Genomic DNA, 25,727 nt, shown 5'->3' on the forward strand with positions numbered 1-25,727 from the left:
TCCACTGCAATAAGCTTGTTCATCGCCGATGTCCTCCGCACTCAACCATGCACACTGGACGTGCCCCAAGCCTGACGTCGTTACCCAGCCGTGGGTAGGCTTCCTGGAAGCTGACGATGCCACCGAGCTGGGGGTGGGCGACAGCACGAAGGTGCCTTTGCCATGGGCTTTTTGTACAGGGTCGCCCTGGACGTCGGAAATGTCGCCATTTGTCTGGTCGTGGATAAGTAAAGTCAAACTCGTCTATACGAGTTGTTGATTTAACTCGTATAGACGAGTATTTTTCACTTCGGCATGCTGCCAATAACACTCTCCAAAAACAAAAGTCCCAAAAGGATAAAAAGCATGAGCCATGATTATTCGGCAATCGCTAGCGAGCTGCTGCACAGCCTTGGTGGCAGCGACAACCTTGAACAGGCCGCGCATTGCGTCACGCGTCTGCGCCTGGCCCTCAAAGACCCGGATCTAGTCGACAGCGCGACGCTGAACCAGATCGATCTGGTCAAAGGCTCGTTCTTCACCGGCGGCCTGTTCCAGGTGGTCATTGGCCCCGGCGAAGTAGAGAAGGTCTACGCCGCGTTGCGCCAGCAGACTGGTCTTACTGCCTTGACCATTGCCGACGTGACGCAAAGGAAACCCTGAAGAAGACTTTCTGAATCTGGTGAAATACGCCGATCCCGTTGCCCGAGTTTCCCGATGAAGCAGATGACCTTTGCCGATGCCGAGTACGCCGGCAAGCGCAAGCAGACCCGTAAGGAGTTGTTCCTGATCGAGATGGATCAGGTGGTGCCGTGGTCTGGGCTGATCGCCCTGATCGAGCCGCATTACCCGAAGGGTGAAGGCGGTCGTCCGGCGTATCCGCTGATGGCGATGCTGCGCGTGCATCTGATGCAGAACTGGTTCGGTTACAGCGATCCTGCGATGGAGGAGGCGCTGTACGAGACCACTCTCCTGCGCCAGTTTGCCGGATTGAGCCTGGAGCGTATCCCTGACGAAACCACCATCCTCAACTTCCGTCGTCTGCTGGAGAAGCATGAGCTGGCGGCTGGGATTCTGGCGGTGATCAATGGCTACCTGGGTGACCGGGGCCTGTCGCTGCGCCAGGGCACCATCGTCGATGCCACGCTGATCCATGCGCCGAGCTCGACCAAGAACCAGGACGGCAAGCGCGACCCCGAGATGCACCAGACGAAGAAGGGCAACCAGTACTACTTCGGCGCGAAAGCGCACATCGGTGCCGACGATGAATCGGGCCTGGTGCACAGCGTGGTGGTCACGGCGGCCAATGTGGCAGATGTCACCCAAGTCGACCAACTGCTGCATGGCGAGGAAAACGTGGTCTGTGCCGATGCCGGTTATACCGGGGTCGAAAAGCGCCCCGAGCATGAAGGTCGTCAGGTCATCTGGCAGGTCGCGGCTCGGCGCAGTACCTACAAGAAACATGGCAAGCGCAGCGTGCTCTACCAGCAGATCCGCAAGATCGAGAGAGCCAAGGCGCAGGTACGAGCGAAGGTCGAGCATCCGTTCCGGGTGATCAAGCGCCAGTTCGGTTACGTGAAGGTACGCTTCCGGGGCCTGGCCAAGAACACCGCGCAGTTGGTGACGCTTTTCGCGCTGTCGAACCTGTGGATGGCGCGCCGACATTTACTGGCGAATGCAGGAGAGGTGCGCCTGTAATGCGGGAAACGGTCGCTGCGACGTGCTCGCGGTGGCTAAAAAACGCAGAAACGAGCGGGTGATCCGATCGTTTTTGATCGATTCTCCGCTTTCAAAGTCGGCGGGGGCTGAAGTCAGCCAGAAATACATGACTACTTCAGACCATCCCAAAGTGTCGTCTTGATCTTGAAATTGCTGAGCCTCTATCCGCAGGAGAAGACTGCACCCTGAGAATCGATTTAGATCACCTAGACACAGACACCGGACTAGAAAAATTAAATTGACGAACTGCAAACTAAAGTTGAGCTTTTTCTTGCAGCTCTTCCAGGTTGGCCTGTAGCTCTACAGCTAGGCTGGGTTGCCCTGCTTATCATACTTAAATACAACTCAAAATATCTCTCCCCCATTTTTTGTAGTCAGTTCAATATTTTTGAATAAAGTATTCGGCGATCAGATACTCAATGTCTCACACCCTGCGAGAGGGTGGCTGTATCCATAAAAATAAAAAGGATTGAACACCATGAAAAAAATACTTCTTTCAATTTCTTGTGCTTGTCTCATCGCTCCTCTTTCAGTTCAAGCCTGGCAGTTCAAAGGATATTACCGTATGGGTGTTGGCGGATCTAGCAAGGGAAGTACACAATCCTGTTTCCAGCTGCCCGGCGCCCCCTCGAAATACCGACTCGGCAACGAGTGCGAACAGTATATTGAGCTTGGACTGCGCCAAGAGGTGGCCCGGCTTGCTGATGGCTCAACGATCAGCGTCGAGGGAATGACGAGTCATTACAATCCCATTGGTCATATGCCAAAATTTCATGATTCGAACGAGCATGGTGGTGGCGCAACACGAATCGTCCAGCTATTCGTCGAATGGGAGCACATGTCGGTACTCAACGGTGGTAACTTCTGGGCAGGAAGACGCTATTACAAGCGGAATGACATTCATATCGCTGACTTCTACTACTGGAACCAGACCTCCACTGGTTTTGGTTTCGACGAGGTACCTATTGGCGACCTCCGCTACAGCTACGTCTTCTCGCGCAAGGATAACTACTGGCAGGATCCTTATATAAATCGTCACGACTTCAATGTCGCTGGTTTTAAAACAAATCCCGCTGGCGAAGTGGAAGTGGGCCTGAGCTACCTTCAAGAGCCGGACAGCCGTAATGCTCATTCTGGCTGGGCAGTAACCGTGCAGCACAAACAAAAGGGCGTTCTCGGCGGGAACAACGCCCTGGCCCTGCAGTACGGCCAAGGCCCGGGTACAGGCCTAGGCTACACAGGCGATCCCACCATGGACAATGACAATAAGAGCTGGCGCCTAGTTAATAACTTGGATTGGCAGGTGACGCCGCGCTTCGGTGGTCAGCTCATGGCCGTCTATCAGAAGGATATCCGCCCTGATGGAGACGATTCGCGATGGCTGTCTCTTGGCGTGCGACCGGTCTACGCTTTCACCGAGCACTTCAAGCTGGCCGTCGAGGTAGGGCGCGATCAGATCAAGGCACCCGGCGGCACTCGCAAACTGACAAAATTCACTATCGCTCCGGCTTGGTCGCCATCCGGACCGGCCTTTTGGGCTCGTCCGGAAGTTCGTATTTACTACACCTATGCCGCCTGGAACGAGGCGGCACAGCGGGCAGCTGCCCCCGATTCCACGCTCTCCGACACCGGTGCTTTCGGCTCTAATCGCCATGGCTCTAACTTCGGCATACAGGCTGAATATTGGTGGAAGTGAGCCGCTCCGGGAGCGGTACTGCCAACGTTGTTGGCAGGTTGACAGAGATGCGGCGACAATCCCAGATATAAAGCGAACGGTCGCGGTAGGAATGGCAGTTACTAATCTTTTAAAAAGTAATGTCATGCTGCTGTATATCGGCAGTCCGGGTGGCGGAAAAACGATTTCACCAGCTCCGGCAACTTCTGGATTCTGCGCAGCGCGCCCAGGGCCAACTTCTTCATTTCCTCCCGGTTCTGCACAAGACGCCTGGACACACTGCGCTTGACGTGCCCCCAGACCTGCTCGTCCGGGTTCAGCTGTGGCGAGTACGGGGGCAGATAGAAGAGTTTCAGGCGCCCCGCCTGTTCTTCGACGAACGCCCTGACCAGCCGGGCCTTGTGCACCGGATGGCCATCGACGATCACGAAGACCGGCTGCTCGGCACCGATCAGCAGGCGCTTGAGAAACTCGCGGAACACGCTGGCCGTCACCGTCCCGTCGTGCAGCATGAAGCGGAACTCGCCGCGCGTCCCGACCGCCGACAGCATGTTCACCGAGAAGCGTCGGCCGGTCACCTCGACCAGCGGCGTTTCCCCCTGCGGTGCCCAGGTCGTGCCGGCATGGTAGTCGGAGCGCAGGCCCGACTCGTCCGCGAAGTAGATCCTTGCCCCCGCTGCACGGGCCTCGGCCCGAATCGCCGGGTAGGTCTCGTTTTCCCACTGGCGCACCAGCGCCGCATCCTGCTGCCAGGCGCGATACAAGGGTTTTTGCGCGGTGCAGCCGAGCAGCTTCATGACTCGGCTCACGGCGGACAGTGACAGCGTCTTGCCGAACTGGCGGCGGATCAGTTCGGCGATCAGCGAGAGGGTCCACAGGCCGAATTCGAAGCGGTATTGCAGCGGCGAGTGATCCCGAACGGCCTGTGCCAGCCAGCGCATTTCCTCGGCAGTGATCCTGGGCGGACGTCCGGGAACCGGCTTGGCGAGCAGGGCGTTCTGTCCGCCATTGGCAAAGTCGGACAGCCAGCGAAAGACGCTGCGGATATTGACGCCGAAGGCGGCCGCCACGCTTTGGACGGTCTGCCCTTCGCGAACGGCCTTGATCGCCTGTTGACGCATGACCTGGAGGGAGTGGTGGTCGATTGCCCGATCATCGGAGTTTCGTTTGCATTTCATCGGGGTATTGTCTCTCAATATGACAATACTTTCGATAGACTTAGTACCTGCCACCCCCGCACAGATCCGTGCGTGCGGAACTACCGCATACGGCTCCTGCCTCAGGTACATGACGCGAAGCGCTCCTCGGGGTAAGGATGTGTATTTCTGGGTCTTGGTATATAGAGGTCTGCAAGGCGTCCATAGCGTGACCACTGGAGCCGGTTACGCTGGCTGCGCCGTTTGAGGGCTTGCCGCCAAAGACGGCAAACCGCTACCCGAAAACCGTCAAGACGTATCAGGTTTCCCGGCACGGCGTGGTAGTTGAAATATCCTCAAACCCTGAGTGATCTACAGAAATTTTCCAGAAAAATCAAATATGTAGGTCTTGAAGAGGGCTGCATGGGCGGGCACGTTGGTTGTCGTCAAACACACCGATATCCCCCTACCCATACAGATCGTCCAATTCCTGCACGCCGCCTTCGCCGAGGCACTCCCCACGATCCATGCCCGACGTCTCGAGGCCCTGATGGCGGCGGTGGCCGCCCTGCTGCAGGGCCGCTGCCTGAGCTTGACCGCGCTGGGCCGTTCGATGCCCTGCTCGGCCTGGCCCAAGCATGCGATCAAGCGGGTCGACCGCCTGCTCGGCAACTGGAAGCTGCAGACCGAGCAGGGGTTGTTCTACTGGGTCATGCTCCGCAGCCCTGCTGGGCTCGCTAAGGCACCCCGGGCGGCCTCCAGATTGGCAAAACCGTCCCGAGGCCACTGCGGGCAGTATTTCAGGGTTCGAAACAGGGATTCCGAGTACGGATTGTCGTTGCTCCCCCGTGTCTGGGCTGGACGCATACAAATTGTTCGCGACTAATGTCGCTCGGGTCATAACAGGTTCTGAGACAACCCCATATTTAAACCTTGGACACGATTTCTCTGCGAGAGAGATCGTTGGCTGGCCCCAGTACTTGCTGCAGTGCAACACCAGCGCCTTCCAGGCCGGGATATTGGGATGTCACCAGCCAGACCGGCACACCCTCGAGGTAGTGGCTCATACAGCCCTTGCTGCATAGGCTGCCGGCGAAGCCGCTGGACTGGAAGAAGGCGGTAAAGCGTGGAATCACACCACCGACTATATAAACACCGCCACGAGCGCCCATGGTCAGCACGCCGTTGCCTGCGACCCGGCCAAGCCAAACGCAGAACAGACTCAGCACTTCCTCCGCGACCGGATCCCCTGCCAAGGCAGCTGCACTAATCTCAGCAGGCGTGCTCAGGCGTGGCGCATAGTTGTCCAGGGCGCAGATCGAGCGGTAGAGCCTTACCAGGCCGCTGCCGCTGAGGATATCCTCAGCGCGCACGTGGCCGAGCTCGACGAACAGCTGCTGCCACAGGGCCGCCTCGCGCAGGCTGCCGATCGGCAGGTCGACATGCCCGCCCTCGCCGGGCAGCACTCGCCAGCCCTGGTTACCGTCGGGCAGCAGGGTACTGACTCCGAGCCCGGTGCCCGGGCCTATCACCAGCGCCGGTCGGTCGGATTCCGCCACGCCGGGGCAGATCTGGATACGCTCGTTTTCACGCAGGCGCGTCGTTCCCAGCGCCATGGCGGTGAAGTCATTGATCAGCAAAAGATTTTCCAACCCCATAGCCTGGCGAAAAACAGTGCGGTTCAGGGTCCAATGGTTGTTAGTGAAGCGGAAGTCTTCACCGGATACCGGTCCGGCGCAGCCTAGGCACAGGCTGGAGAGGCTATCTGTCGCCAGCCCGAGGGAGGACAGGTAATGCTCTATCGCCAGTTCCGGTCTGGCAAAGTCGGCAGCCGCCAACGTTTGCACCGACTCTATCTGTTCATTGCGCCACAAGGCGAAGCGCGCATTAGTACCCCCGATATCACCGACCAATGCCAGTTTCATTTCAGCTCCTCCGTAAATAATGAATGTAAGGAAAACACTCCGCAGGCGCTTGGTCGCTTCAATAAGCCGGCGCTATTGCTGCGCCAAGGCTTATTATGGCTGTCGCCGATCAGGTCGGTGACGTTGAATGCTTTTGGGTAGCGGTTCATGGAGTACGGCTTCCTTAGGGGTTGTCTTGGTCTTGTCCTATGGCTAATAGGACCATCCCGATTGGCAGTCCGCGTCCGGAGCGGGGCGTTCCTTCGTGTCAGTCTGTCTTGCTCGCGAGCCCCTTCAGGGGCTCCAGTGGATTTCCAGCCCGTCGCCGAGGAAGGTGCGGATCGGCATCCGCAGCGGATCGGCACGCAGGGCCTGGCGCAGGGTCTCCAGCTTGGCCGGGCCCTGGATGGCCAGGCAGCGCAGGCGCGCCCGGGCCAGCAGCGGCCAGGTCAGGCTGATCCGCGGGTGCGGGGCGACCGGCGCGAGCATCGCCATGCACGGCTCGGCGCAGGTGCCGGCCAGCGCCAGGGCGAGGTTCGGGCTGCCGGGGAACAGCGAAGCCGTGTGGCCGTCCTCGCCCATGCCCAGCACCACCGCATCGATCGGCCGCTTGAGCGCCGCCAGCGCCCGGCCGGCCAGGCGGGCCGCCTCTTCCAGGCTGGCCGCCGGCTGGTAGAGGCCGAGGAAGGTCGCCGCGGCGGCCGGGCCTTGCAGCAGATGGCGGCGCACCAGCGCCTCGTTGCTGCCGTCCTGGTCCGGCGCCACCCAGCGCTCGTCGACCAGACCGACCTGCACCCGCTGCCAGTCCAGCTCACGCGCGGACAGCGCCTCGAAGAAGGGGATCGGGCTGCGCCCGCCCGACACCAGCAGGCTGGCCTGGCCGTCGGCCTCGATGGCCTGGCGCAACACCTCGGCCACATGCTCGGCAAGCCCCTCGGCCAGGGCGGTGCCGTCGGCCAATTGTCGGGCCACGACCCCGGCGGGCAGCTCCAGTTCAGAAATCCCCATACCAGCTCCTCCCGTCGCGGGTGATCAGTGCAATCGAAGACAGCGGCCCCCAGCTGCCCGCCGCGTAAGGCTTGGGCGCCTCGCCCTGCAGGCGCCAGCCGGCGATCAGCCGGTCGCACCACAGCCAGGCGTGCTCGATCTCGTCCTTGCGCACGAACAGGTTCTGGTTGCCCTTCATCACCTCCAGCAGCAGCCGCTCGTAGGCGTCGGGGATCCGCGCGCTGCGGTAGGTGTCGGAGAAATTCAGCTGCAGCGGACCGCTGCGCAGCTGCATGCCCTTGTCCAGCCCCTGCTCCTTGGTCATCACCTGCAGGGCGATGCTCTCGTTCGGCTGCAGGCGGATGATCAGCTTGTTGCCGATCAACGGGCGCTGCTCCGCGGCGAAGATGTAGTGCGGCGGCGCCTTGAAGTGGATGACGATCTGCGACAGCTTCTGCGGCATGCGCTTGCCGGTGCGCAGGTAGAACGGCACCCCCGCCCAGCGCCAGTTGCGGATCTCCGCGCGCAGGGCGACGAAGGTCTCGGTGTCGCTCTGCGCGTTGGCGTTGTCCTCTTCCAGGTAGCCGGGCACCGGCTTGCCGAGGATGCTGCCGGCCACGTACTGGCCGCGCACCACCTGCTGGCTCAGCTGGGCGGCGTCGATCGGCGCCAGCGCCTTGAGCACCTTGACCTTCTCGTCGCGGATGCTGTCGGCCGACAGGTCGCTCGGCGGGTCCATGGCGATCAGGCAGAGCAGCTGCAGCAGGTGGTTCTGGATCATGTCGCGCAGCTGGCCGGCCTTGTCGAAGTAGCCCCAGCGACCCTCGATGCCCACCTGCTCGGCCACGGTGATTTCCACGTGGGAGATGTGGTTCTGGTTCCACTGGGTCTCGAACAGGCTGTTGGCGAAGCGCAGGGCGATCAGGTTCTGCACCGTCTCCTTGCCCAGGTAGTGGTCGATCCGGTAGGTGCGGTCTTCCGGGAAGTGCCGCGCCACCGCGTCGTTGACCTTGCGCGAGGACGCCAGGTCATGGCCGATCGGCTTCTCCAGCACCACCCGGGTGCGCTCGGCCAGGCCGACCTCGGCCAGCCCGGCGCAGATCGGCTCGTAGAGCGCCGCCGGGGTGGCGAAGTAGGCGATCAGCCGCTGTGCCTCGCCGACCCGGTCGGCCAGCGCGGCGTAGTCGCCCGCGTTGAGGAAATCCATCGACAGGTAGTCCAGGCGAGCGAGGAAGCGCTGCAGGACGCCCTCCTCCAGCTCCGCGCCCGGCACGTGGCGGCGCAGATGCTCGGCAATGGTGGCGAGGTGGCGGGACTCCTCACCAGAGTCGAGGGCTAGGGCGAGAATGCGCATGTCGGCATGCAGGAGGCCGGCACGCTCCAGTTGGTAGAGAGCAGGGAACAGCTTGCGCAAGGCCAGGTCACCCAGTGCACCAAAAATGGTGAAAGTACAAGAATTAATTGTTATTAATGTCATGAGGTCTATTCTTTCTTAAAATTTAAGATAAGGACAAAATATTTACAACGATCAGACTGGCAATGATATTGCACTCAAAAAACCGCATGAAACATGGCGGCCATAAATACAAAATGCAGCACTTAAATAACATTGCCTAGATTTATCATCGTCTCTTGAAGACTTTACTTATGTAAGGCGAGATATTTATAAATGATGCCAGTCTTCACAAGCCAATTACACTAAGCGGTTAATGACACGCTGGAAAAGCTGCCGACCTGGCTTAGCAGCCGGCTCGATGAGTTGCTGCCACTACGCCAGACGTGATGGCAAGGGTCTCCGGGTTGGACGCTTACAGTCATTGTCCGTTTCCCGCAATAGTGATGTAGTCGGTGTAGATTTGCGGCGCGCCGGAGAAAGACGCCAGCTCACGCCACTTGTCGTACATGCGTTCGGTGTCTTGGTGTTCGCGTACGAAAGTCAGCGCTTTTTCCGTTGAAACGTCCAGTTCCGGGTGGAAGGAGTTCAGGGACTCCAAGCTCTCAATTTCCAGCATAACGGCGTACTGGTCGAGGCGGCTACCGCCCTGGCCTTTGAGCATATGGAACTTCCAGCCCGGGTAGTCCTCCACGCGGTGAATATTGCTGGTAATAAAGTTTTCGAAGGTTTCCGGCGCCACGCCGGAGCGCAGGGCCAGATTGTGGATCCCCACCACGCGGGCCACCGGTTTCTGACCCGGAGTGACCTGATAGTTCGGGCCTTCGGGTAGTGAGCTGTTGGTGTTCTCAGCAACCAGTGAGTAGTACGAGAAGATGGTCGGTAGTTCGGCGAAGGTGGAGAAGGTTTTCCACTCGGCAATCAGATCGCATGCCTGCGGATGCTGCTGCCAGAAATCCCGTGCATGGGCGGTCTGATCGCCGTTGCGGTCAATATAGTGGGCGTACTGCTCTGCGTCTGGTGCCTCATACAGCATCAGATACTGATTTTCCCTCTCACCGCGCAGCCCTTTTAATAATGTCCAGCGCCAGCCCGGATAAGCCGGGATCCTGACGCCGTGTTCGCGCACGAAATTTTCGAAGTGTTCAGCCGTAATGCCTTTTTTTAAATTGAGACCGATATAGTGCAGGTTAAAAATCGGACCGGGTGATTGACTCATAATGACTCCATTTTATTGACAAGATCGGGACAGAATGAACATGTTTTTGCCTCAAACGGGACGTAAGCTCCCGGGGCGGTAACGTCAGAAAAGCAGACCAGGCTGTGCCTTAACGCGTGATTCGTCGGGCGCTGGAGCCGACCAGCAGCAGGATCACGACACCCGCGCTAAAAGCCGCCGTCAGGCTGAACTGGCGGGCGACAAACCCAATCAGCGCCGGGCCGCTTAACAAACCCGCGTAGCCGATAAGGGTCACTGCCGAAAGCGCGAAGTTCGACGGGACATCTGGCTGGTTGCCTGCAGCGGTGAACAGAATCGGTACGATATTGGACAGACCAATGCCTGCCAGAATGAATCCGGCGAGGGAGACGCCAGTGAGATCGACTGAGACGATAAGCAGCAGCCCGGCTGCGGCGCAAAAACCGCCCAGCATCAGCATGCGCTGCCGTCCGATAGCGTTGACGAGGCGATCGCCGTACAATCGGCCCAGCGCGACGGCGATGGAATAAAAGGTGTAGCCAAAACCGGCCTGGCTTTTTTCCATGCCGCGCTCCGTGTGCAGGAAGACGGCTGACCAGTCCAGCATGGCGCCTTCAATCAGAAAGATGAAAAAGCACAGCAGGGCAATAAACAGAGGCCCGGGATGCGAGAGCGCCTGTAACGTGCCTCCGGACTCGCCGGCTTCCTGCGGACGCTTTGCCAGCAGGTGACCGGAAGCCTGCATCACGATAAGCGCGATAAGCAGCACAATCAGCAGAATGGCGTGCAGTGGCATGACGCCCGCCCACAGCAGCAGGCTGATGCCCCCCGCCCCTGCGATGCAGCCGAGGCTGTAAAAGCCGTGGAAGCCGGACATTCTAGCCTGCCCGCTCTCCCGTTCAACAATCACCGCCTGGGCATTCATCGACACGTCCAGCAGGCCGTTCACCGCGCCAAAAATGAGTAATGCGACTCCTATCTCCACGGGAGAAGTGACGTACATCATGAACGGGAGGTCGAAGCAGAAGATAAGCGCGCAGGCGAGGATCAGCTTCCGGCAGCCGAGCTTTGCGATTAAGCGTCCGGTAAACGGCATCACCAGCATGGAACCCGCCGCAATACAGAACAGTAGCAGGCCCAGTGTGCCGTCATCAATATTGAGCCGGGATTTGGCAAACGGAATCAGCGGCGCCCAGGACGCCATTCCCAGCCCGGCAATAAAAAAGATGCTACGGGTGGCGTGCTGCTCGCGAAGATTCGAACCGGCATGCGGGCGGGATAAATTTATATTCACAGGAATATTACCTTTCTTGTTATCAACAGGGCGCTCTGAGCCGGAAGCATCGTGAAGCGGCGGCCAGCGTGGCTGGAGTGCGGTTCTGGCCACCGCGTTTATCGCCGGACAGGGTAAATTCCCCGCTTCGGATCAGTTCAGGCTTTCCGCCACCGACAGATAGTCGGTGTAAATCTGCGGCGAGCCGGAAAACGAGGCCAGTTGCTTCCACTCTTCGTACATCTGCTTGGTGTCCCTGTGTGCCCGGGCAAATTTCGCCGCCTCATCGGTGGCGATATCCGGTTCCGGATAAAACACATCGAGCGCCTCCAGACTCGCTATCTCCATCAGCACCACGTACTGGTCCAGACGGTTTCCCCGCTCGCCTTTCAGCAAGCGGAATTTCCAGTCCGGATAGTCCTCAATGCGGTGGTGATTTTCCGCGATAAAGGTCTCGAAGGTTTCCGCTTTGACATCGGGGCGCAGCGCAAGATTGTGGATGCCGATAACCCGGGCGACAGACTCCTCACCCGGTCGTTCCTGATAACGCGGGCCATATGGCACTGTGCTTTTCTTATTTTCCGACAGCAACCGGAAGTCGGTGTAAATTGTTGGCAGTTCGCTGAAGGTGCCGTAACGCTCCCATTCACTGAGAATGTCCAACGCTTCGGGATGTTCGCGCCAGAACTGGCGAGCCAACTCCGTTTTATTGCCGTCCGCGGCCAGATAGCGATCGCGCTGTTCGGCACTGTCGATTTCAAACAGCATCAGGTATTGCCCAGCTCTTTCGCCGCGCAGACCTCGCAGCAGCGTCCAGCACCAGCCTGGATAGCAGGGAATATGCACGCCTTTCTGACGAACAAAGGTTTCGAACTGTTCCGGCGTCACACCGGCTTCAGTATCGATAGCAATGTAGTACAGGCTGAAGACCGGCGCGGATGAGGCGTATTGTTGTTCCATCTGGTGTACCCCTCAGGCTTCCGGTGTCACGAACTGGGTGTTAATAACGGCTTCGACCAGCGTCATGCCGTTGGGCGTCAGGGTAACCACGTCCCCATCGGCGGTGACCAGCGCTTTATCAACCAGCGTTTTGAGCGTGCGGCTGATAATCGGATTGTCGAAAAAGCTTCTGCCTTCAAAACGCTGTCTGAATACGTTGTCATCCACTGGAATCAGCGTGGAAAGCGCCATTTTGAAGGCGTTTACTTCGCGCTGAAGCGGCGAGACGCCCCGGCTTCCTTCGATTGGCAGGCGGTCTTCATCAAGCGCTTCTTTGTACTTTTTGTAGCCGGTGATGTTGATGGCTTCGGCTCGAGTACATTTCGAGCTGCCACCGAGGCCGATCGATACTTCCGGGTACTGTTTATCGAGATCAGTGATGATCCCTTTCCATTTCTCCGGCTGCTGATGGTTCTGGTGGAAGTACATAGTCGGGTGTTCGCGATAGCCGGATGAGAGGTACTGCTCGACCAGCTCGCGCATTTGATACTGCTTACCCAGCCCCGGGAAGGTCATGTTATTGATATTAATCAGCCCTTTTTTCTGCCACAGGCTTTGTCGCTCACCGGAAACGCCGGTACGCGTTTTCATAAATTCTTCCATGTGCAGCTTGGTGCAAACCACGTGAGAAAGCTCCAACTCGAGGGTCTTCTCCATATCGTATTTCACATCATCCACGCTCTGGCCGAGCATGCCGTAGATAAGGTCGACGCTGACCCAGTCGAGGCCGAGTTCACGCGCATTATAGATGGTTTCTACGCACTCTTCGGCGGAGTGCATACGTCCGCAGGCTGAGATAATACGGTCATCGAAGGACTGGGCGCCGAAGCTGATTTTGGTAAAGCCCTGCTCTTTTAACAACCGCAGGTACTCTTTGGTCAGGGTGCCCGGTTCACCTTCAAAGCGCATGGTGGCGGCAGAGAAATTAAAATGGCTCAGGTAAAAATCCATCAGGCGGCGCAGCTCTGGCTCCGGCAGCAGCGATGGTGTGCCGCCGAAGATGTTAAATTCGCCGACTTCGGCCTGAGCAAGGCTAGGGACTTTCTGAAGCCACATGGTGGCCTCTTTGATGTTGTAATCCACCAGATCTCGGAACACCTCCTGCGACGAGGCGGCCTGTGGGTTCAGGATAACTGTCGGATACTGGCAGAAATGGCAGCGGTAGCGGCAGGTGGGAATATAGGCCCACAGGTGGATCTGTTTTGCCTGTTTGATATCGCGATCCATGTCCTCAAAAAAAGAGGCGAGCGGATAATCGGAGATATCACCGGGGAAAACGTGGCAGCCGAACGGATCTTTAAATACATAATCCAGAAATGCGCTGCTCTCCGGGCGGGAGAGAAAATCGTATACCCGCGGCACCGGATAGTTCGGATCAATATCGTTCAGGGAGTTCATAGCTTCGCTGTTCATCAGAATACCCCTCCGTTCGCGAAGTAGTTATGGGCTTCGCCGGACTCACGGTCTTCGCAGAAGTAGTAGACAAAGCGCTCGAAATCTTCCGGTTTGACCACATCGAAGCACTTCGGCAGTGGCGGCGGGAAGCCGATACCCTCGCCAACGGCGCGTCGCATGGCGCTGAAAATTTCCTCGCGGAACTCGAAATAGAGGCGATAGGCCGGGGTTTTGTAAGCGTGAATCGGTTTGAAGTCGATGATGCGGGATTCGTGCTTAATTTCATGGATACGCTGGTACAAACGGTCAGCCACCGGCCCGGTAAAGAACTCACGTACCGCCGGGCTCTCCAGCAAAATCTGCGGGTTGAGCAGCGCCGGCAGCACGATATTTTTGGGAACGAAGTCTTTGATGGAGTAGCCCCAGGCTTGCTGCGACTGCTCGGGTGTGGTGTCGCACAGCGTTGGCGTTTGCTCTTCCACGTCCGGGCGCACGTCTTTCATGATGATGATTCCGTCTTGCCCGTAGGCGATGCCAGTGATCACCTCTTCCAGGATGGTATCCACGCGACGGCTGTTAATCTCAACGCGGGAATCACGGGCGTAAACCGGTTTGCCGCCCCAGGCGATAACCCGGATCCCAAAATCCCAGTCATCGGAGAGGTGCTCCACAAAGCGGCCGTTGTTCAGCTGGTAGAAAATTTCGATGCCGCCCACTTTGTCGTAGATGCCTCGCTCAACGGCAAAACCTTTGCCGTCCGGAAAGCCGCCAAACAGCGAAAACGACATGTCGCGACAGCGCAGGGTTTTCTGGATCTCATTGAACAGGTTAGGGCGTTTGCGAAAAGATTCTTCGTTGTAGTAGTAATTACAGGTGCCCAGATCCCCGTTTTCCTCCACCATTTTTTCAATCAGCGCGTGCAACCAGTAATTGTCTACGGTGCAGTCCGCATCGGCGGAAACAATGTAGTGTTTGTTTTTAACACCCAGACGGCTGTCGCGGGTTTTTGAGCGCAAAGAGGCGTAATCCATACCGCGCTTTCTGGCAGACGACACGCCCTGAATGGCCTCCTGGATAATATGAATATCCATGGACGGATTTTTAGCTTTGAAGGCGTTAATTTTTTCCACTGAGTTATCCGTGGAATTATTATCCACAACAATCAACTCATAACTGCCATGAGTAATCATGCCGTTATATGTTTTTTGATTAAATATAGAGGCTAATACATCATAAATACGGTCGCTTTCGTTGTAAACCGGCAGCACAACTGATACAAAAACAGTGTCACGCATCACACATACTTCCTTTAGAATAACTCAATCCCAGCATATCAATTACGTTATTGGAAAGTATCTGCTTGCCAATGGAAAAGTTTCTCTGAGCAATTTCATTCATCAGTTTCTTATTATTGAGAAGCTGGTATATGTCGTTAATAAATACGTCATCAGGCAGATCATCCTGTTCTTCTGAAATCGACATAATCGGCGCTTCAAATCCATGCTGGCCATAGACCTCCTGATAATACTCGTAGCTGGTAGTGATGTAGCAGCGTTGGCTGCTAATCGCTTCTCCTACAGGATTCCCGTAGCTGTCGTAATCCCAAGAGGTAAGAAAAGAAACCAGATCGCACGAGTAATATAAATCCTCAATGGTAATGGACTTCTCCTTCGACGGCATATACTCATGCGGAAGTGATCCGATAAATTTAATAAATTGCTCAACATTCAATTTTCTGGATAATTCATTCAGCTTCTGATAATATGTGTGGTCTTCATGTGGATCTCCAGCTACGACTAGAAAAACTTTCCGATAAATACCGTTCTGAATAAAAAGCTGGTTCAGCCTTTGTACCAAGTAAATATCCCTATCATGCCGCTTTTGCGGAATAATACGGGTCGTGCGGGCAATTAGGATGTCGCTGTCGCGGATATCCAGGTTTTCCCTGATGCTCGTATAGATGCCTTGTCCAGTGAAGTCATAAGTGTTCTTCTTAACCTTGATTTCAACCTCGTGATGACACCACTCTTCGAGCTTGTTTTTTAAGTGATTATTGAGTGTAACGTAGGTGATGTGGTCGGATTGAACAGGCTTGATGGCGTAGGGATACGGCTCCGGACCGTATTTCATCACAGTCTTTTCGCTATTCCACATCAGGTCGTGATCACGCCAGATTACGAAATTTCCCAAGTTATGACGTTTCCCGTAGGCTTCAATCGACAGGTACAACGCTTTGGTATAAATAATATTTTCCGGGAGTGTTCCATTTTCAACGATCACATAACTGATATTCAGTTTTTCCCATAACTGAACAATTCGATGAGCCAACTCCTGTGACGACTCTCGAATTGCAGTTAAAAGCTCTTCCTGTTCTTCGGGAGAAGCGGATATCTTTTGACTTATTAGAACATTGTGCGAATGCTCTATAAAATAGACATTGTAGTGGGGGACGGCATCAATATCATCGATGCGAACCAGGGTAAATATACCCTGATAAATATCTTTTTCGTGATCGTAAGGCTTGTTAAAATTGCCTTTGTCAATTTTTATGTCATAACCAACGTCAAGATAAGACTTGACCCCATGCTGCTCAAGACTTTTAGCTACCTTTGACGCTTCAACTGTAATGCCTGATACGGCGACTGCGTCAAATGATATAAATATAGCTGCGGTATGCATGTCCATATATCTCAAAAATAGATGGTATTCAATCCTTTTTATGGATACAGCCACCCTCTCGCAGGGTGTGAGACATTGAGTATCTGATCGCCGAATACTTTATTCAAAAATATTGAACTGACTACAAAAAATGGGGGAGAGATATTTAAAGCTCAACTTTAGCTTGCAGTTCGTCAAGTAAGTATCCACCGGCAAAGCCGGGGGCTTTATTCTGTTAGCGCCCCTCAAAGGGGCAAGTAGTTTGGCCGCATGAAGGCGGCTATCGCTACAGGCCAAATTTGAGCTGGTCGTACTGTTCGTCTTCCTTTTCCTGGTTCAGGATGTATGCACGTACCACCTCCTTGTCCAGCCCCACGGTTGAAACGAAATATCCCCGAGCCCAGAAATTCTCACCCGTGAAGTTCTTCGTCTTTCCCATAAAACGCCGAACTATCGAAATCGCACTCCTGCCCTTGATGTAGCTCACCACATACGACAGGCTCCCGATGACCGTATCACACGGTCAAACCTCAAGGAGTCCCCCGGCTTAGCCGGGGGATTACCTTATTTATTTAATTTTTCTAGTCCGGTGTCTGTGCCTAGATAATCTAAATCAATTCTCAGGGTGCAGTCTTCTCCTATGGATAGAGGCTCAGCAATTTCAAGACGACACCGTTGGTCCAGCCGAAGCCGTCCTGCAGTTTGTATTCGCCGCCACTACCGCCAAGGTTTTCCCCTTCCACGCTATATTTCTCCACTAGCTTGTGCTTCTTGTCGAACAGCGCCTGCACTTGGGCAGGGAAGTTCTGGGCGATGGTCTGCGCCAACTGATCCTGGCCGTAGCGGCGCAGGCCGGATACGCCGATCCATTGCAGCCGTTGGGGACGTCCAACTGCTGGCCAGTGTCGATCTGCGAGGTGTTTAGACGCCTCCCCCTGGCAACAGGCCGACCGCAGCACCTCTGCTTTGATCGATAGAGGATCCTCGCTGCTCGGCATCGGTCACCTACGCGGATCACGCGCAGACAGTTAGTCCATTTTGGGCGCCGGCGTTAATACATGCACCACGCCATCCGCCAGCACCATCACCCCCGGCACATCCGCCGCCCGCAAAGCCGGTTCGTCCAGTCGGCTTACATCACGCAACTGGACCCGCACGCGGGTTATCGCCACGCGCTGTTGCGATGCTAGGTTATCCTGCCCGCCCAGCGCGGCGACTACGCTTGCCGGCAGGTCCGCAGGCGACTTGGCCGCCCCCGTCTCCTTCGGCTCATCCACCAGCAGATCCGGGGTCAATGCCTTCCAGAACGCACGTTGTATTTTCTCAAACATGTTCAGTTCTCCAACACCGGGGTGGTTTCGAGCGCCGTTTCAACCATCGCCTGTTGCTGCAAAGCCAAGGCCTCACGGACCTGCTCAGCGCTTTCCAGCCCGAGCACCTGATGGGCGATGGCCTGGCAGTCGCTGAGCTCGACCTCGCGAATCGCGGCCTTGATCGCTGGAATCAGCGGCACGCTGACCGACAACTCATCCACCCTCAGCCCCAGCAACAGCGGCACCGCCAGGGTCTCCGACGCCAGCGCGCCACACACCCCGACCCACTTGCCATGGGCATGGGCGGCCTTCACGGTACTGGCGATCAAGCGCAGCACCGAGGGATGAAAACTGTCGGCCTGACTGGCCAAACGCGGGTGATCACGGTCCATGGCCAGGGTGTATTGGGTCAGGTCGTTGGTACCGATGGAGAAGAAATCCACCTCGGGGGCAAACAGATCGGCCAGCAAAGCCGCAGACGGGACTTCGATCATGATGCCCAGCTTCGGCAACTCCTTGAGCCCGAGGCTCAACGCCTCCTCTTCCAGCATCTGCCGCGCCAGGCGCAACTCCGACAACTGGCTGACCATCGGCAGCATGATGTGCAGACGGGCCAACCCTGCGCTACTTAAAATGGCCCGGAACTGCTCACGCAGCAGCTGCGGGCGCTCCAGACACAAGCGAATCCCGCGCATCCCCAGAAACGGATTTTCCTCGCTGTCCATTGGCACGTAGGCCAGCGGTTTGTCGCCGCCAACATCCAGTGTGCGCACCACCAGATTGCGCTCTGGCCCAAGGGTCCGGGCAATGGCGCAGTAGGTCTCCGCTTGCTCGGTATGGCTGGGCGCAGTGTTGCGTTCCAGATAAAGAAACTCCGAACGCAGCAGCCCCACCCCCTCACCGCCTAGCGCCATCGCCTGTTCGGCCTCAAGTAGCGAGGCGACGTTGGCCGTCACCTCAAAGTGATGGCCATCACGGGTACAGGCCGCCAGCGAAGCCTGCTCAAGTTCGCGCTGATGCCGCTGCTGTTGCTGCTGGCGTTTGGCGTGTAGCTGTTCGATCGCCAACGGATCCGGCTCCAGATGCAGCTCACCCTTGTCCGCATCGAGCAGCACCTGAGTGCCATTGGCCAGCGACAGCGCCTGCACCGGCAAACCACATACCGCCGGCAACCCCAAGGCTCGGGCGAGGATCGCCACATGGCTGGTGGCCCCGCCGCTTACGGTGGCAAACCCCAGCACCTTGCTGGTATCCAGAGCAGCAGTCTGCGATGGCGTCAATTGTTCGGCAATCAAAATCGCCTGATCCGGCAACGCCCAGATACCGTCCGGCACCCCGAGAATCAGCTTGAGCACACGCTGGCCGACATCCAGCAGGTCCAACGCCCGCTCGGCCAACAGTGTGCTGCCCTGTGTCTTGAACAGCGTAGCAGTGGTTTCAGTGGCTCGGTTCCAGGCAAACGCCGCACTCTTGCCCTCCGCGATCAGGTCTTTGGCTTGCTCCAACAGGCTCGGGTCTTCCAGCAACTCCTGATGCGCCTTGAAGATGTCCGCCTGAGTCTCGCTGGCCGCCGTGTCACGCAAGCGTTGCAGGGCCAGCGTCGCATTGCTCAGCGCACGTTCCAGCGCCGCACGTTCCACGCCTTGATCCGCCGCAAGCTCCGGTATCTCCAGAGTGCTCTCCGCCACCTGCACCACCTGCCCGAAGGCCGACCCCGCCGAAGCACAGACGCCGCGCAACAGCTTGCTCGACAGCTCCGCCGGCTGAACCACCGGCGCGACGACGGCAACCGGCGCAACTGCCTCACCGCAGCCGTCCACCAATAATTGGGTCAACGTGCTGATTGCCAATTCGGCATCTTCACCCACCGCACTGATCTGTAGCGTATCGCCGTGGGCCGTCTGTAACGCCATGATCGCCACCAGCGACTTAGCGTTGGCGCGATCCTGCTGCTTGTGCAGGTGAATGCTCGCCGCAAAACCCTTCGCCGCCTGCGCAAAGATGGCCGCTGGCCGTGCGTGCAGACCATTGACGTTGGGCAGAGTGACCGGTTTGGAGAACAGCGCCTCGCCCTCCTCCTGAGCCACATTGGCCCGCGAATCGCCAAGGCTCAGGCGCAACACGGGCTGGGCACAGGCCACCCGTCCATTATCCGGTGCCAGCAGACTGAAAGGCTCGCCGCTGACCACCAGCATCAAGGTCAACAGGCTGCGGGCATGCAGGGCAATATAGTCGGCATCGAACTCGATCAACGGCTGCCCGGCCTCGACATGCTGGCCCTGCTCAACCAAGGCGCTAAATCCCTTCCCCGCCAGATTCACAGTGTCCAGACCAATGTGCAGCAACACTTGCACACCGCGCTCATCGGTGATGCTGACCGCATGGCCACTGTGTTGAAGGTTGCTGACCACACCGGCCAACGGCGCACACAGGGTCTGCGAGGTCGGATCGATGCACAGGCCGTCGCCAATCGTCCGACTGCTGAATACCGGGTCCGGTACATGATCAAGTGACACCAGCACCCCGGACAGCGGCGCCAGCAATTGCAATGGTTGGGTTATGGTCATGACTTCACCTGCGGTTTTGTTCTTTGAAGTGCCGATGGAGCGCGAGCTCCAACAGCATCGCTTATTTCCACCACCTGCAATCCGACGTTCGCACCATGCAGCGCCGTGCCGAACGCGCCGGTATCGGACAACGCCGAACCTTGTGCCAGTTCATTGGCCGCACGCTTGGCCGCCTCGTTCCAGCTGGCATAGATGTAATACAAACGCACCTCGGGACGTTCCCAGAAACCCGGGCCTTTTGGTGACCAGGTCAGGGCAAAGGTGAATTTGCTCAACTTGCGCGTACCGCCTGGGGCCTCGACCTGATCGTGACCCAGCTCAGTCACCAACTTGAATTGCTCGGTGATCGCATATGCAGGGCGAACGCCTAAGGAAATCCAGTTCTGGCCGTTACCGTCCGGGCGGATGTCCTTCTGATAGATCGCTTCGACCTGACCACTAAAACGCGGCGTCACTTGCCAATTGAAGAACTCCACCAGCCGGTAGTTCTTGTTGCTGTCGTCCAGCCCCACATCGCCGGTATAGCCCAGCCCGGTACCGGGCCCTTCGCCATATGGCAGCGCCAGTTCGGCGAACTCCAACGCCTGGGCCGAGAACGGCAATACCAGGCACACGCTGGATGCTGCAAGGCAGTGATTTATTGTTGCTTTCAAGAGCCATCCCATTATCTTTTATTGTCTTGAGTTTATTTGCGGGCAAAACAATTCCTGCAGGAGCTGGCGAAGCCTGCAATCTTTAAGCTCCAGTGTGGGTGCAAAGATCAAACGATCACAGCCTGCGGGGAAGCGGTGTTGTTAGTGGTCGCTCAAGTGCAGAACGAACGACTCGTAAGGCCGCAGGAACAGCTGCCGATTGCGCGGCTCGCAATCGGAGTAGTTGCTGATCACCAGACGTTGCAAGCGGCTATCGTCGATCACCCCTTCCGGCAACTCGATTTCACAGGCTGAGCCATAGAAGTTATTCACCACCAATAGACGCTCGCCCTCACCTTCACGCAGATATACCCAGACCTGCGGATGCGTGGGCAAGATCTGGCGATACACGCCATCCTGAATCAGCGGCTCGCGGCGGCGCAAGGCAACCAACTGGCGATAGTGGTGCAGCACCGAAGTTGTATCGTCGAGCTGGTTTTCGACATTAATCTGCGCGGCGTTGGCGGGCACGCCGATCCACGGCTCGGCACTGCTAAAACCGGCGTTCAACAGGGCATTCCAGTGCATGGGCGTACGCCCGTTGTCGCGGGACTTCTGCATGATCGCTGCCATGATCGCCGCCTCTGGCTCGCCCGCTTCCTGCTTGAGGCGATAGATGTTCAGGGTCTCGACATCGCGGTACTGCGCGATATGTTCAAGCCCCGGATTGGTCATGCCCAACTCTTCACCCTGATAGATGAACGGCGTGCCCTGCAAAAAGTGCAGCGCGGTGCCGAGCATTTTCGCCGAAACCACACGGTATTCGCCGTCATCGCCAAACCGCGATACAACTCGCGGCTGGTCATGGTTGCACCAAAATAACGCGTTCCAGCCGCCACCGGCCTGCATCCCAGTCTGCCAGTCGGAGAAAATACGCTTGAGTTCGAGGAAATCGAAATCGGCGCGAATCCATTTTTGCAGGTTCGGATAATCAACCTTCAAATGATGAAAATTGAAGGTCATTGATAGCTCTTTCGAGTCGGGCCGCGAATAACGGATACAGTGCTCAAGGCTGGTGGAGGACATCTCGCCCACGCTGATCAGGTCATGGCCTTCGAAGACTTCGCGGTGCATTTGCTGCAAGTATTCGTGGACGTGCGGGCCGTCGGTATAAAAGCGCCGACCATCGCTGGCATCCTCGGGAAAGTCTGCTGGCTTGGAAATCAGGTTGATCACGTCCAGCCGGAAACCACCCACGCCCTTGTCACGCCAGAAGCGCATCATCTTGAACACTTCAGCGCGCACCCGTGGGTTGTCCCAGTTCAGGTCGGCCTGAGTGTGGTCGAACAGGTGCAAAAAGTATTGCCCGGTTTGCGCCTCGTACTCCCAGGCCGAACCGCCGAACTTGGATTCCCAGTTGTTCGGTTGATCGCGCCAGATGTAGAAGTCGCGGTACGGGTTATCGAGGCTGCTGCACGCCTGCTGAAACCAGATGTGCTCGGTGGAAGTGTGGTTAACCACGATATCGAGCATCAACTTGATCCCACGCTTACCGGCCTCGGCGATCAGCAACTCGCAGTCAGCCATGGTCCCGTAGCTCGGATCGATGGCGTAGTAGTCACTAATGTCGTAGCCGTTGTCGCGCTGCGGCGAACGCAGGAACGGGGTGATCCACAGATAATCGACACCCAGCCATTGCAGGTAATCGAGCTTGGCCACCACCCCGAGCAGATCGCCCGTGGGGTTGCCGGCGTGGCTGTGAAAACTCTTCGGGTAGATCTGGTAGATCACCGAACACTTCCAGTCTTGCATGGCGCAACTCCTTCAATTGGTTTTGTACTGGCTCTGAGAACCTCTTCGCGAGCATCGGAACGCCGTCCGACCCGCTCCCACATTGGAATGCGGTCAACTGTGGGAGCGGACTTGGCTTACTCGCGAAAGCGATCTGTCAGGCAACGCGGTAACCCGGTCTAACGATCTTCATGGTCAAGCCACAGGTCAAAACGAACGGTACAACCATGGCGATGACCATCCCGACCATGAACATCGGAATGAACTGCGGAATGATCGAGACAAAACTGGGCAAGCCGCCGACGCCAATCGCCGAGGCCTGGATCTTGTTCAGCGACAAGAACATGCAGCCCAGCGCCGAGCCGGCTAGGGCGGTGTAGAACGGATACTTGTAGCGCAGGTTGACGCCGAACATGGCCGGTTCGGTGATGCCGAAATAGGCGGAAATCGCCGAGGTTGAGGCCATGCTTTTATCCCGCGCATTACGGGTCATGTAGAACACAGCCAGCGCGGCGCTACCCTGGGCAAGGTTGGACATGACAATCATCGGCCAGATGAACGTACCGCTCTGGGTCGAGATCAACTGCAGGTCCACCGCGAGGAACATGTGGTGCATGCCGGTGATCACCAGCGGCGCAAAGAGCAGACCGAAAATCGACCCACCGACCATCGGCGCCAGGTCGAACAAGGTCACCACGCCTTCAGTGATCAGAATCCCCAGATGGCGGGTCACCGGGCCGATCACAGCCAGCGCCAAGACCCCGGTCACGACGATCGTGGTAATCGGCACCACCAGCAGTTGAATGGCGTTCGGCACTCGCGCGCGCAGCCATTTTTCGATGACGCTCATGATGTAGGCCGCCAGCAGGATAGGTAGGATTTGCCCCTGGTAACCGACCTTCTCGATCTTGAACCAACCAAAAATATCGAAGTACGGCAGGCTCTGACCCTCCAGACCGGCCACAGCCTTGCCGTAGCTCCAGGCGTTCAGCAAATCCGGGTGAACCAGCATCAAGCCCAGCACGATGCCAAGGATTTCACTGCCGCCAAAGCGCTTCGCCGCCGACCAGCCGACCAGTGCCGGAAGGAATACGAACGAGGTGTTGGCCATCAGGTTGATTAGGCTCCAGACGCCATCCAGCGTCGGATAGGCCTCAAGCAGAGTCTTGCCCGCGATGAACATGCCCTTGGCGCCAATCAGATTGTTCACGCCCATCAGCAGGCCGGCAATGATCAGCGCCGGCAGGATCGGCATGAACACATCAGAGAACACCCGCACCAGCCGTTGCATGGCATTGGTCTTGTCGGCGCCCTTTTGCGTCACGTCGGCAATGGTCAAGGCAGTAAGACCAGTCTGCTGGCGCAACGCGGCGTAGACCTTCTCTACTTCGCCGGGGCCAATGACCACCTGGAACAGGCCGCCGGTGAAGAACGAGCCTTTGACCAGATCGATCTGGTTCAGCGTCGCGCTGTCGACTAGATCCGGGTCTTTGAGGGCCAGGCGCAGACGCGTGACGCAATGCGCGGCCTGTTCAAGGTTGTCGCTGCCACCAAGGCTGTGCAGCAGCTCGCTAGCGATTGCCGAATAATCATGGCTCATGCTTTTTATCCTTTTGGGACTTTTGTTTTTGGAGAGTGTTATTGGCAGCATGCCGAAGTGAAAAATACTCGTCTATACGAGTTAAATCAACAACTCGTATAGACGAGTTTGACTTTACTTATCCACGACCAGACAAATGGCGACATTTCCGACGTCCAGGGCGACCCTGAACCGCCCCGGGTTTCCCGGAGGCTCCAACCTTTGAGAGGATGGAGCCATGAAGACAGCAACGAAGTACTCCCCTGAAGTCCGGCAACGGGCGGTTCGCATGGTGCTCGAGCATCAGGACGAGCACGAGTCGCAGTGGGCGGCGATCCACTCCATCGCGGCGAAGATCGGTTGCACGGCCGAAACGCTGCGCCGCTGGGTAAGGCAGGCCGAACGAGATACCGGACTTCGTGAGGGGCAGACGACGCCCGAGCGTGAACGGATCAAGGCGCTCGAGCGGGAGGTGCGTAAGCTGCGCCAGGCCAACGAGATCCTGCGCAAGGCCTCGGCGTATTTTGCCCAGGCGGAGCTCGACCGCCGCTTCAAGCGATGAAGGCTTTCATCGACGATCACCGCCAAGTCTACGGAGTCGAGCCGATCTGCAAGGTACTGCCGTTGCCCCGTCGACCTACTATGAGCATGTGGCCCGGAAAATCGTCCCTGCACGGCAGTCAGCCCGAGCACGCCGGGATGAACTGCTCTGCGAGCATGGTCAGCGTGTCTGGAACGAAAATTTTCAGGTCTATGGCGCGCGCAAGCTCTGGAGGCAGCTGCGCCGGGAAGGCTTCGAGGTGGCGCGCTGCACGGCCGAGCGGCTGATGCGCAGATTGGGACGCCTCGAACCACGGTCAGCGACCGCGCGACACCGTGCCCGCGGGATCATGTCAATCGCCAGTTCCAGGCCAGCCGGCCGAATGCATTGTGGGTATCGGATTTCACCTATGTGTCGACCTGGCAGGGCTTCGTCTACGTGGCCTTCGTCATCGACGTCTTCGCCCGGCGGATCGTCGGCTGGAAGGTCTCCAGTTCGGCACGTACCGACTTCGTGCTGGATGTCCTGGAGCAGGCGCTGTATGCCCGTCAGCCGGTACAGGGCGGGCTGATCCATCACAGTGACAGAGGGGTGCAGTATGTCTCGATCCGCTATACGGAGCGCCTGGCAGAGGCTGGCATCGAGCCGTCGGTGGGCAGTGTGGGTGACTCGTACGACAACGCCCTGGCCGAGACGATCAATGGCTTGTACAAGGCGGAGGTGATTCATCGCCAGTCCTGGAAGAACCGCGAGGCCGTGGAGCTGGCCACGCTGACCTGGGTGGACTGGTACAACCATCGTCGACTGCTGGAACCGATCGGCAACATCCCGCCGGCGGAAGCTGAAGCGACGTATTATCGACAACTCGACGAGTCAGCCTTGGCGGCATGACTCACACCAAAGAGCCTCCGAGATTCCCGGGGCGGTTCAACCCCGTCATCTGTGCACAATAGACAAATCGTCACGCGCGCCCTAAGGTTCCCGACTT

At 57.4% G+C, this 25,727-nt stretch carries 17 protein-coding genes, 7 pseudogenes and 1 other annotated feature; of the genes and pseudogenes, 5 read left to right on the forward strand and 19 right to left on the reverse strand.

Features of this window, described 5'->3' with window-relative positions; translation table 11 throughout:
• Positions 1-73 precede the first annotated feature (73 nt).
• A pseudogene (locus ACG10_RS23975) lies at positions 74-174 on the reverse strand (trehalose operon repressor); the annotation flags it as partial.
• Positions 175-345: 171 nt separating this feature from the next.
• Here ACG10_RS23975 and ACG10_RS22465 point away from each other — a divergent pair.
• The 3 genes and pseudogenes from ACG10_RS22465 to ACG10_RS22475 form a co-directional block, all read left to right on the forward strand.
• Positions 346-633 (forward strand): annotated as a pseudogene (locus ACG10_RS22465) (PTS transporter subunit EIIB); the annotation flags it as partial.
• Between the two features lie 63 nt (positions 634-696).
• Positions 697-1,677, forward strand: coding sequence for an IS5 family transposase (locus ACG10_RS22470; RefSeq protein WP_089166808.1), 981 nt, complete (start codon positions 697-699; stop codon positions 1,675-1,677).
• Between the two features lie 499 nt (positions 1,678-2,176).
• On the forward strand, positions 2,177-3,394 hold the full coding sequence (locus tag ACG10_RS22475) for a maltoporin (protein ID WP_089170105.1): 1,218 nt from the start codon (positions 2,177-2,179) through the stop codon (positions 3,392-3,394).
• A 122-nt stretch (positions 3,395-3,516) separates the two neighbouring features.
• On the opposite strand, the gene ACG10_RS22480 is transcribed toward ACG10_RS22475, so the two are convergent.
• Positions 3,517-4,551 carry an IS630 family transposase gene (locus tag ACG10_RS22480; protein ID WP_089170106.1) on the reverse strand — a complete coding sequence of 345 codons (1,035 nt, stop codon included), beginning with the start codon at positions 4,549-4,551 and terminating at the stop codon, positions 3,517-3,519.
• A gap of 430 nt (positions 4,552-4,981) precedes the next feature.
• On the opposite strand from ACG10_RS22480, the pseudogene ACG10_RS22490 reads away from it, so the two are divergent.
• A pseudogene (locus ACG10_RS22490) lies at positions 4,982-5,276 on the forward strand (IS4 family transposase); the annotation flags it as partial.
• A 159-nt stretch (positions 5,277-5,435) separates the two neighbouring features.
• On the opposite strand, the gene ACG10_RS22495 reads toward ACG10_RS22490, so the two are convergent.
• From ACG10_RS22495 to treP, 17 genes and pseudogenes are all read right to left on the reverse strand, one after another.
• Positions 5,436-6,434: a glucokinase gene (locus tag ACG10_RS22495; protein WP_089170107.1), complete on the reverse strand. Its 999-nt coding sequence runs from the start codon at positions 6,432-6,434 to the stop codon at positions 5,436-5,438.
• Entirely contained in the window at positions 6,431-6,583 is a 153-nt protein-coding gene (locus ACG10_RS23980) for a hypothetical protein (RefSeq protein WP_157731515.1), read from the reverse strand. Before ACG10_RS23980 ends, ACG10_RS22495 begins: the two co-directional genes overlap by 4 nt.
• A 124-nt stretch (positions 6,584-6,707) precedes the next feature.
• Positions 6,708-7,421 carry a 6-phosphogluconolactonase gene (gene pgl / locus ACG10_RS22500; protein WP_089170108.1) on the reverse strand — a complete coding sequence of 238 codons (714 nt, stop codon included), beginning with the start codon at positions 7,419-7,421 and terminating at the stop codon, positions 6,708-6,710.
• Positions 7,408-8,877: a glucose-6-phosphate dehydrogenase gene (gene zwf / locus ACG10_RS22505; RefSeq protein WP_089170109.1), complete on the reverse strand. Its 1,470-nt coding sequence runs from the start codon at positions 8,875-8,877 to the stop codon at positions 7,408-7,410. The genes pgl and zwf overlap by 14 nt, the downstream gene beginning before the upstream one ends.
• 337 nt (positions 8,878-9,214) lie before the next feature.
• Positions 9,215-10,012 carry a hypothetical protein gene (locus tag ACG10_RS22510; protein ID WP_089170110.1) on the reverse strand — a complete coding sequence of 266 codons (798 nt, stop codon included), beginning with the start codon at positions 10,010-10,012 and terminating at the stop codon, positions 9,215-9,217.
• Positions 10,013-10,121: 109 nt separating this feature from the next.
• The gene (locus ACG10_RS22515) at positions 10,122-11,285 is read right to left on the reverse strand and encodes an MFS transporter (RefSeq protein WP_089170111.1); all 1,164 of its coding nucleotides are present in this window, start codon (positions 11,283-11,285) and stop codon (positions 10,122-10,124) included.
• 132 nt (positions 11,286-11,417) lie between these two features.
• Positions 11,418-12,224 carry a hypothetical protein gene (locus tag ACG10_RS22520; RefSeq protein WP_089170112.1) on the reverse strand — a complete coding sequence of 269 codons (807 nt, stop codon included), beginning with the start codon at positions 12,222-12,224 and terminating at the stop codon, positions 11,418-11,420.
• A gap of 12 nt (positions 12,225-12,236) precedes the next feature.
• Positions 12,237-13,676: a radical SAM protein gene (locus ACG10_RS22525; protein WP_089170113.1), complete on the reverse strand. Its 1,440-nt coding sequence runs from the start codon at positions 13,674-13,676 to the stop codon at positions 12,237-12,239.
• Positions 13,676-14,953, reverse strand: a complete 1,278-nt coding sequence (locus ACG10_RS24210) for a glycosyltransferase family 2 protein (protein ID WP_198319104.1) — start codon at positions 14,951-14,953, stop codon at positions 13,676-13,678. Before ACG10_RS24210 ends, ACG10_RS22525 begins: the two co-directional genes overlap by 1 nt.
• On the reverse strand, positions 14,946-16,337 hold the full coding sequence (locus ACG10_RS24215; RefSeq protein ID WP_232487305.1) for a glycosyltransferase family protein: 1,392 nt from the start codon (positions 16,335-16,337) through the stop codon (positions 14,946-14,948). Before ACG10_RS24215 ends, ACG10_RS24210 begins: the two co-directional genes overlap by 8 nt.
• A 265-nt stretch (positions 16,338-16,602) precedes the next feature.
• Positions 16,603-16,818, reverse strand: a pseudogene (locus ACG10_RS22535) (transposase); the annotation flags it as partial.
• Between the two features lie 136 nt (positions 16,819-16,954).
• Positions 16,955-17,241: pseudogene (locus ACG10_RS22540) on the reverse strand (trehalase family glycosidase); the annotation flags it as partial.
• A gap of 103 nt (positions 17,242-17,344) precedes the next feature.
• Positions 17,345-17,647, reverse strand: coding sequence for a PTS transporter subunit EIIB (locus ACG10_RS22545; RefSeq protein WP_089170114.1), 303 nt, complete (start codon positions 17,645-17,647; stop codon positions 17,345-17,347).
• Positions 17,648-17,649: 2 nt separating this feature from the next.
• Positions 17,650-20,196 carry a phosphoenolpyruvate--protein phosphotransferase gene (ptsP, locus tag ACG10_RS22550; protein ID WP_089170115.1) on the reverse strand — a complete coding sequence of 849 codons (2,547 nt, stop codon included), beginning with the start codon at positions 20,194-20,196 and terminating at the stop codon, positions 17,650-17,652.
• 71 nt (positions 20,197-20,267) lie between these two features.
• Positions 20,268-20,765: pseudogene (locus ACG10_RS22555) on the reverse strand (carbohydrate porin); the annotation flags it as partial.
• A 225-nt stretch (positions 20,766-20,990) separates the two neighbouring features.
• On the reverse strand, positions 20,991-22,640 hold the full coding sequence (gene treC / locus ACG10_RS22560) for an alpha,alpha-phosphotrehalase (protein WP_089170116.1): 1,650 nt from the start codon (positions 22,638-22,640) through the stop codon (positions 20,991-20,993).
• 136 nt (positions 22,641-22,776) lie between these two features.
• Complete coding sequence (gene treP / locus ACG10_RS22565) at positions 22,777-24,219, reverse strand: PTS system trehalose-specific EIIBC component (RefSeq protein WP_089170117.1); 1,443 nt, start codon at positions 24,217-24,219, stop codon at positions 22,777-22,779.
• 217 nt (positions 24,220-24,436) lie between these two features.
• Here treP and ACG10_RS22570 point away from each other — a divergent pair.
• A pseudogene (locus tag ACG10_RS22570) lies at positions 24,437-25,630 on the forward strand (IS3 family transposase).
• Positions 24,715-24,830 (forward strand) — a sequence feature (AL1L pseudoknot). Its footprint overlaps the pseudogene before it by 116 nt.
• Positions 25,631-25,727: the final 97 nt, after the last annotated feature.

Origin of the sequence: Azotobacter chroococcum (assembly GCF_002220155.1) — a bacterium.
GTDB lineage: Bacteria > Pseudomonadota > Gammaproteobacteria > Pseudomonadales > Pseudomonadaceae > Azotobacter > Azotobacter chroococcum.

Excerpts from the sequence above, each read along its gene's own strand:
- ACG10_RS24215 (WP_232487305.1), bottom strand. The coding sequence starts at position 16,337 with ATGCATACCGCAGCTATATTTATATCATTTGACGCAGTCGCCGTATCA.
- ACG10_RS22475 (WP_089170105.1), top strand. The coding sequence starts at position 2,177 with ATGAAAAAAATACTTCTTTCAATTTCTTGTGCTTGTCTCATCGCTCCT.
- ACG10_RS22525 (WP_089170113.1), bottom strand. The coding sequence starts at position 13,676 with ATGAACAGCGAAGCTATGAACTCCCTGAACGATATTGATCCGAACTAT.
- ACG10_RS22545 (WP_089170114.1), bottom strand. The coding sequence starts at position 17,647 with ATGTTTGAGAAAATACAACGTGCGTTCTGGAAGGCATTGACCCCGGAT.
- ACG10_RS22495 (WP_089170107.1), bottom strand. The coding sequence starts at position 6,434 with ATGAAACTGGCATTGGTCGGTGATATCGGGGGTACTAATGCGCGCTTC.
- treC (WP_089170116.1), bottom strand. The coding sequence starts at position 22,640 with ATGCAAGACTGGAAGTGTTCGGTGATCTACCAGATCTACCCGAAGAGT.
- ACG10_RS23980 (WP_157731515.1), bottom strand. The coding sequence starts at position 6,583 with ATGAACCGCTACCCAAAAGCATTCAACGTCACCGACCTGATCGGCGAC.
- ACG10_RS22470 (WP_089166808.1), top strand. The coding sequence starts at position 697 with ATGAAGCAGATGACCTTTGCCGATGCCGAGTACGCCGGCAAGCGCAAG.
- zwf (WP_089170109.1), bottom strand. The coding sequence starts at position 8,877 with ATGACATTAATAACAATTAATTCTTGTACTTTCACCATTTTTGGTGCA.
- ACG10_RS22480 (WP_089170106.1), bottom strand. The coding sequence starts at position 4,551 with ATGAAATGCAAACGAAACTCCGATGATCGGGCAATCGACCACCACTCC.
- ptsP (WP_089170115.1), bottom strand. The coding sequence starts at position 20,196 with ATGACCATAACCCAACCATTGCAATTGCTGGCGCCGCTGTCCGGGGTG.
- ACG10_RS22520 (WP_089170112.1), bottom strand. The coding sequence starts at position 12,224 with ATGGAACAACAATACGCCTCATCCGCGCCGGTCTTCAGCCTGTACTAC.
- pgl (WP_089170108.1), bottom strand. The coding sequence starts at position 7,421 with ATGGGGATTTCTGAACTGGAGCTGCCCGCCGGGGTCGTGGCCCGACAA.
- treP (WP_089170117.1), bottom strand. The coding sequence starts at position 24,219 with ATGAGCCATGATTATTCGGCAATCGCTAGCGAGCTGCTGCACAGCCTT.
- ACG10_RS22510 (WP_089170110.1), bottom strand. The coding sequence starts at position 10,012 with ATGAGTCAATCACCCGGTCCGATTTTTAACCTGCACTATATCGGTCTC.
- ACG10_RS24210 (WP_198319104.1), bottom strand. The coding sequence starts at position 14,953 with ATGCGTGACACTGTTTTTGTATCAGTTGTGCTGCCGGTTTACAACGAA.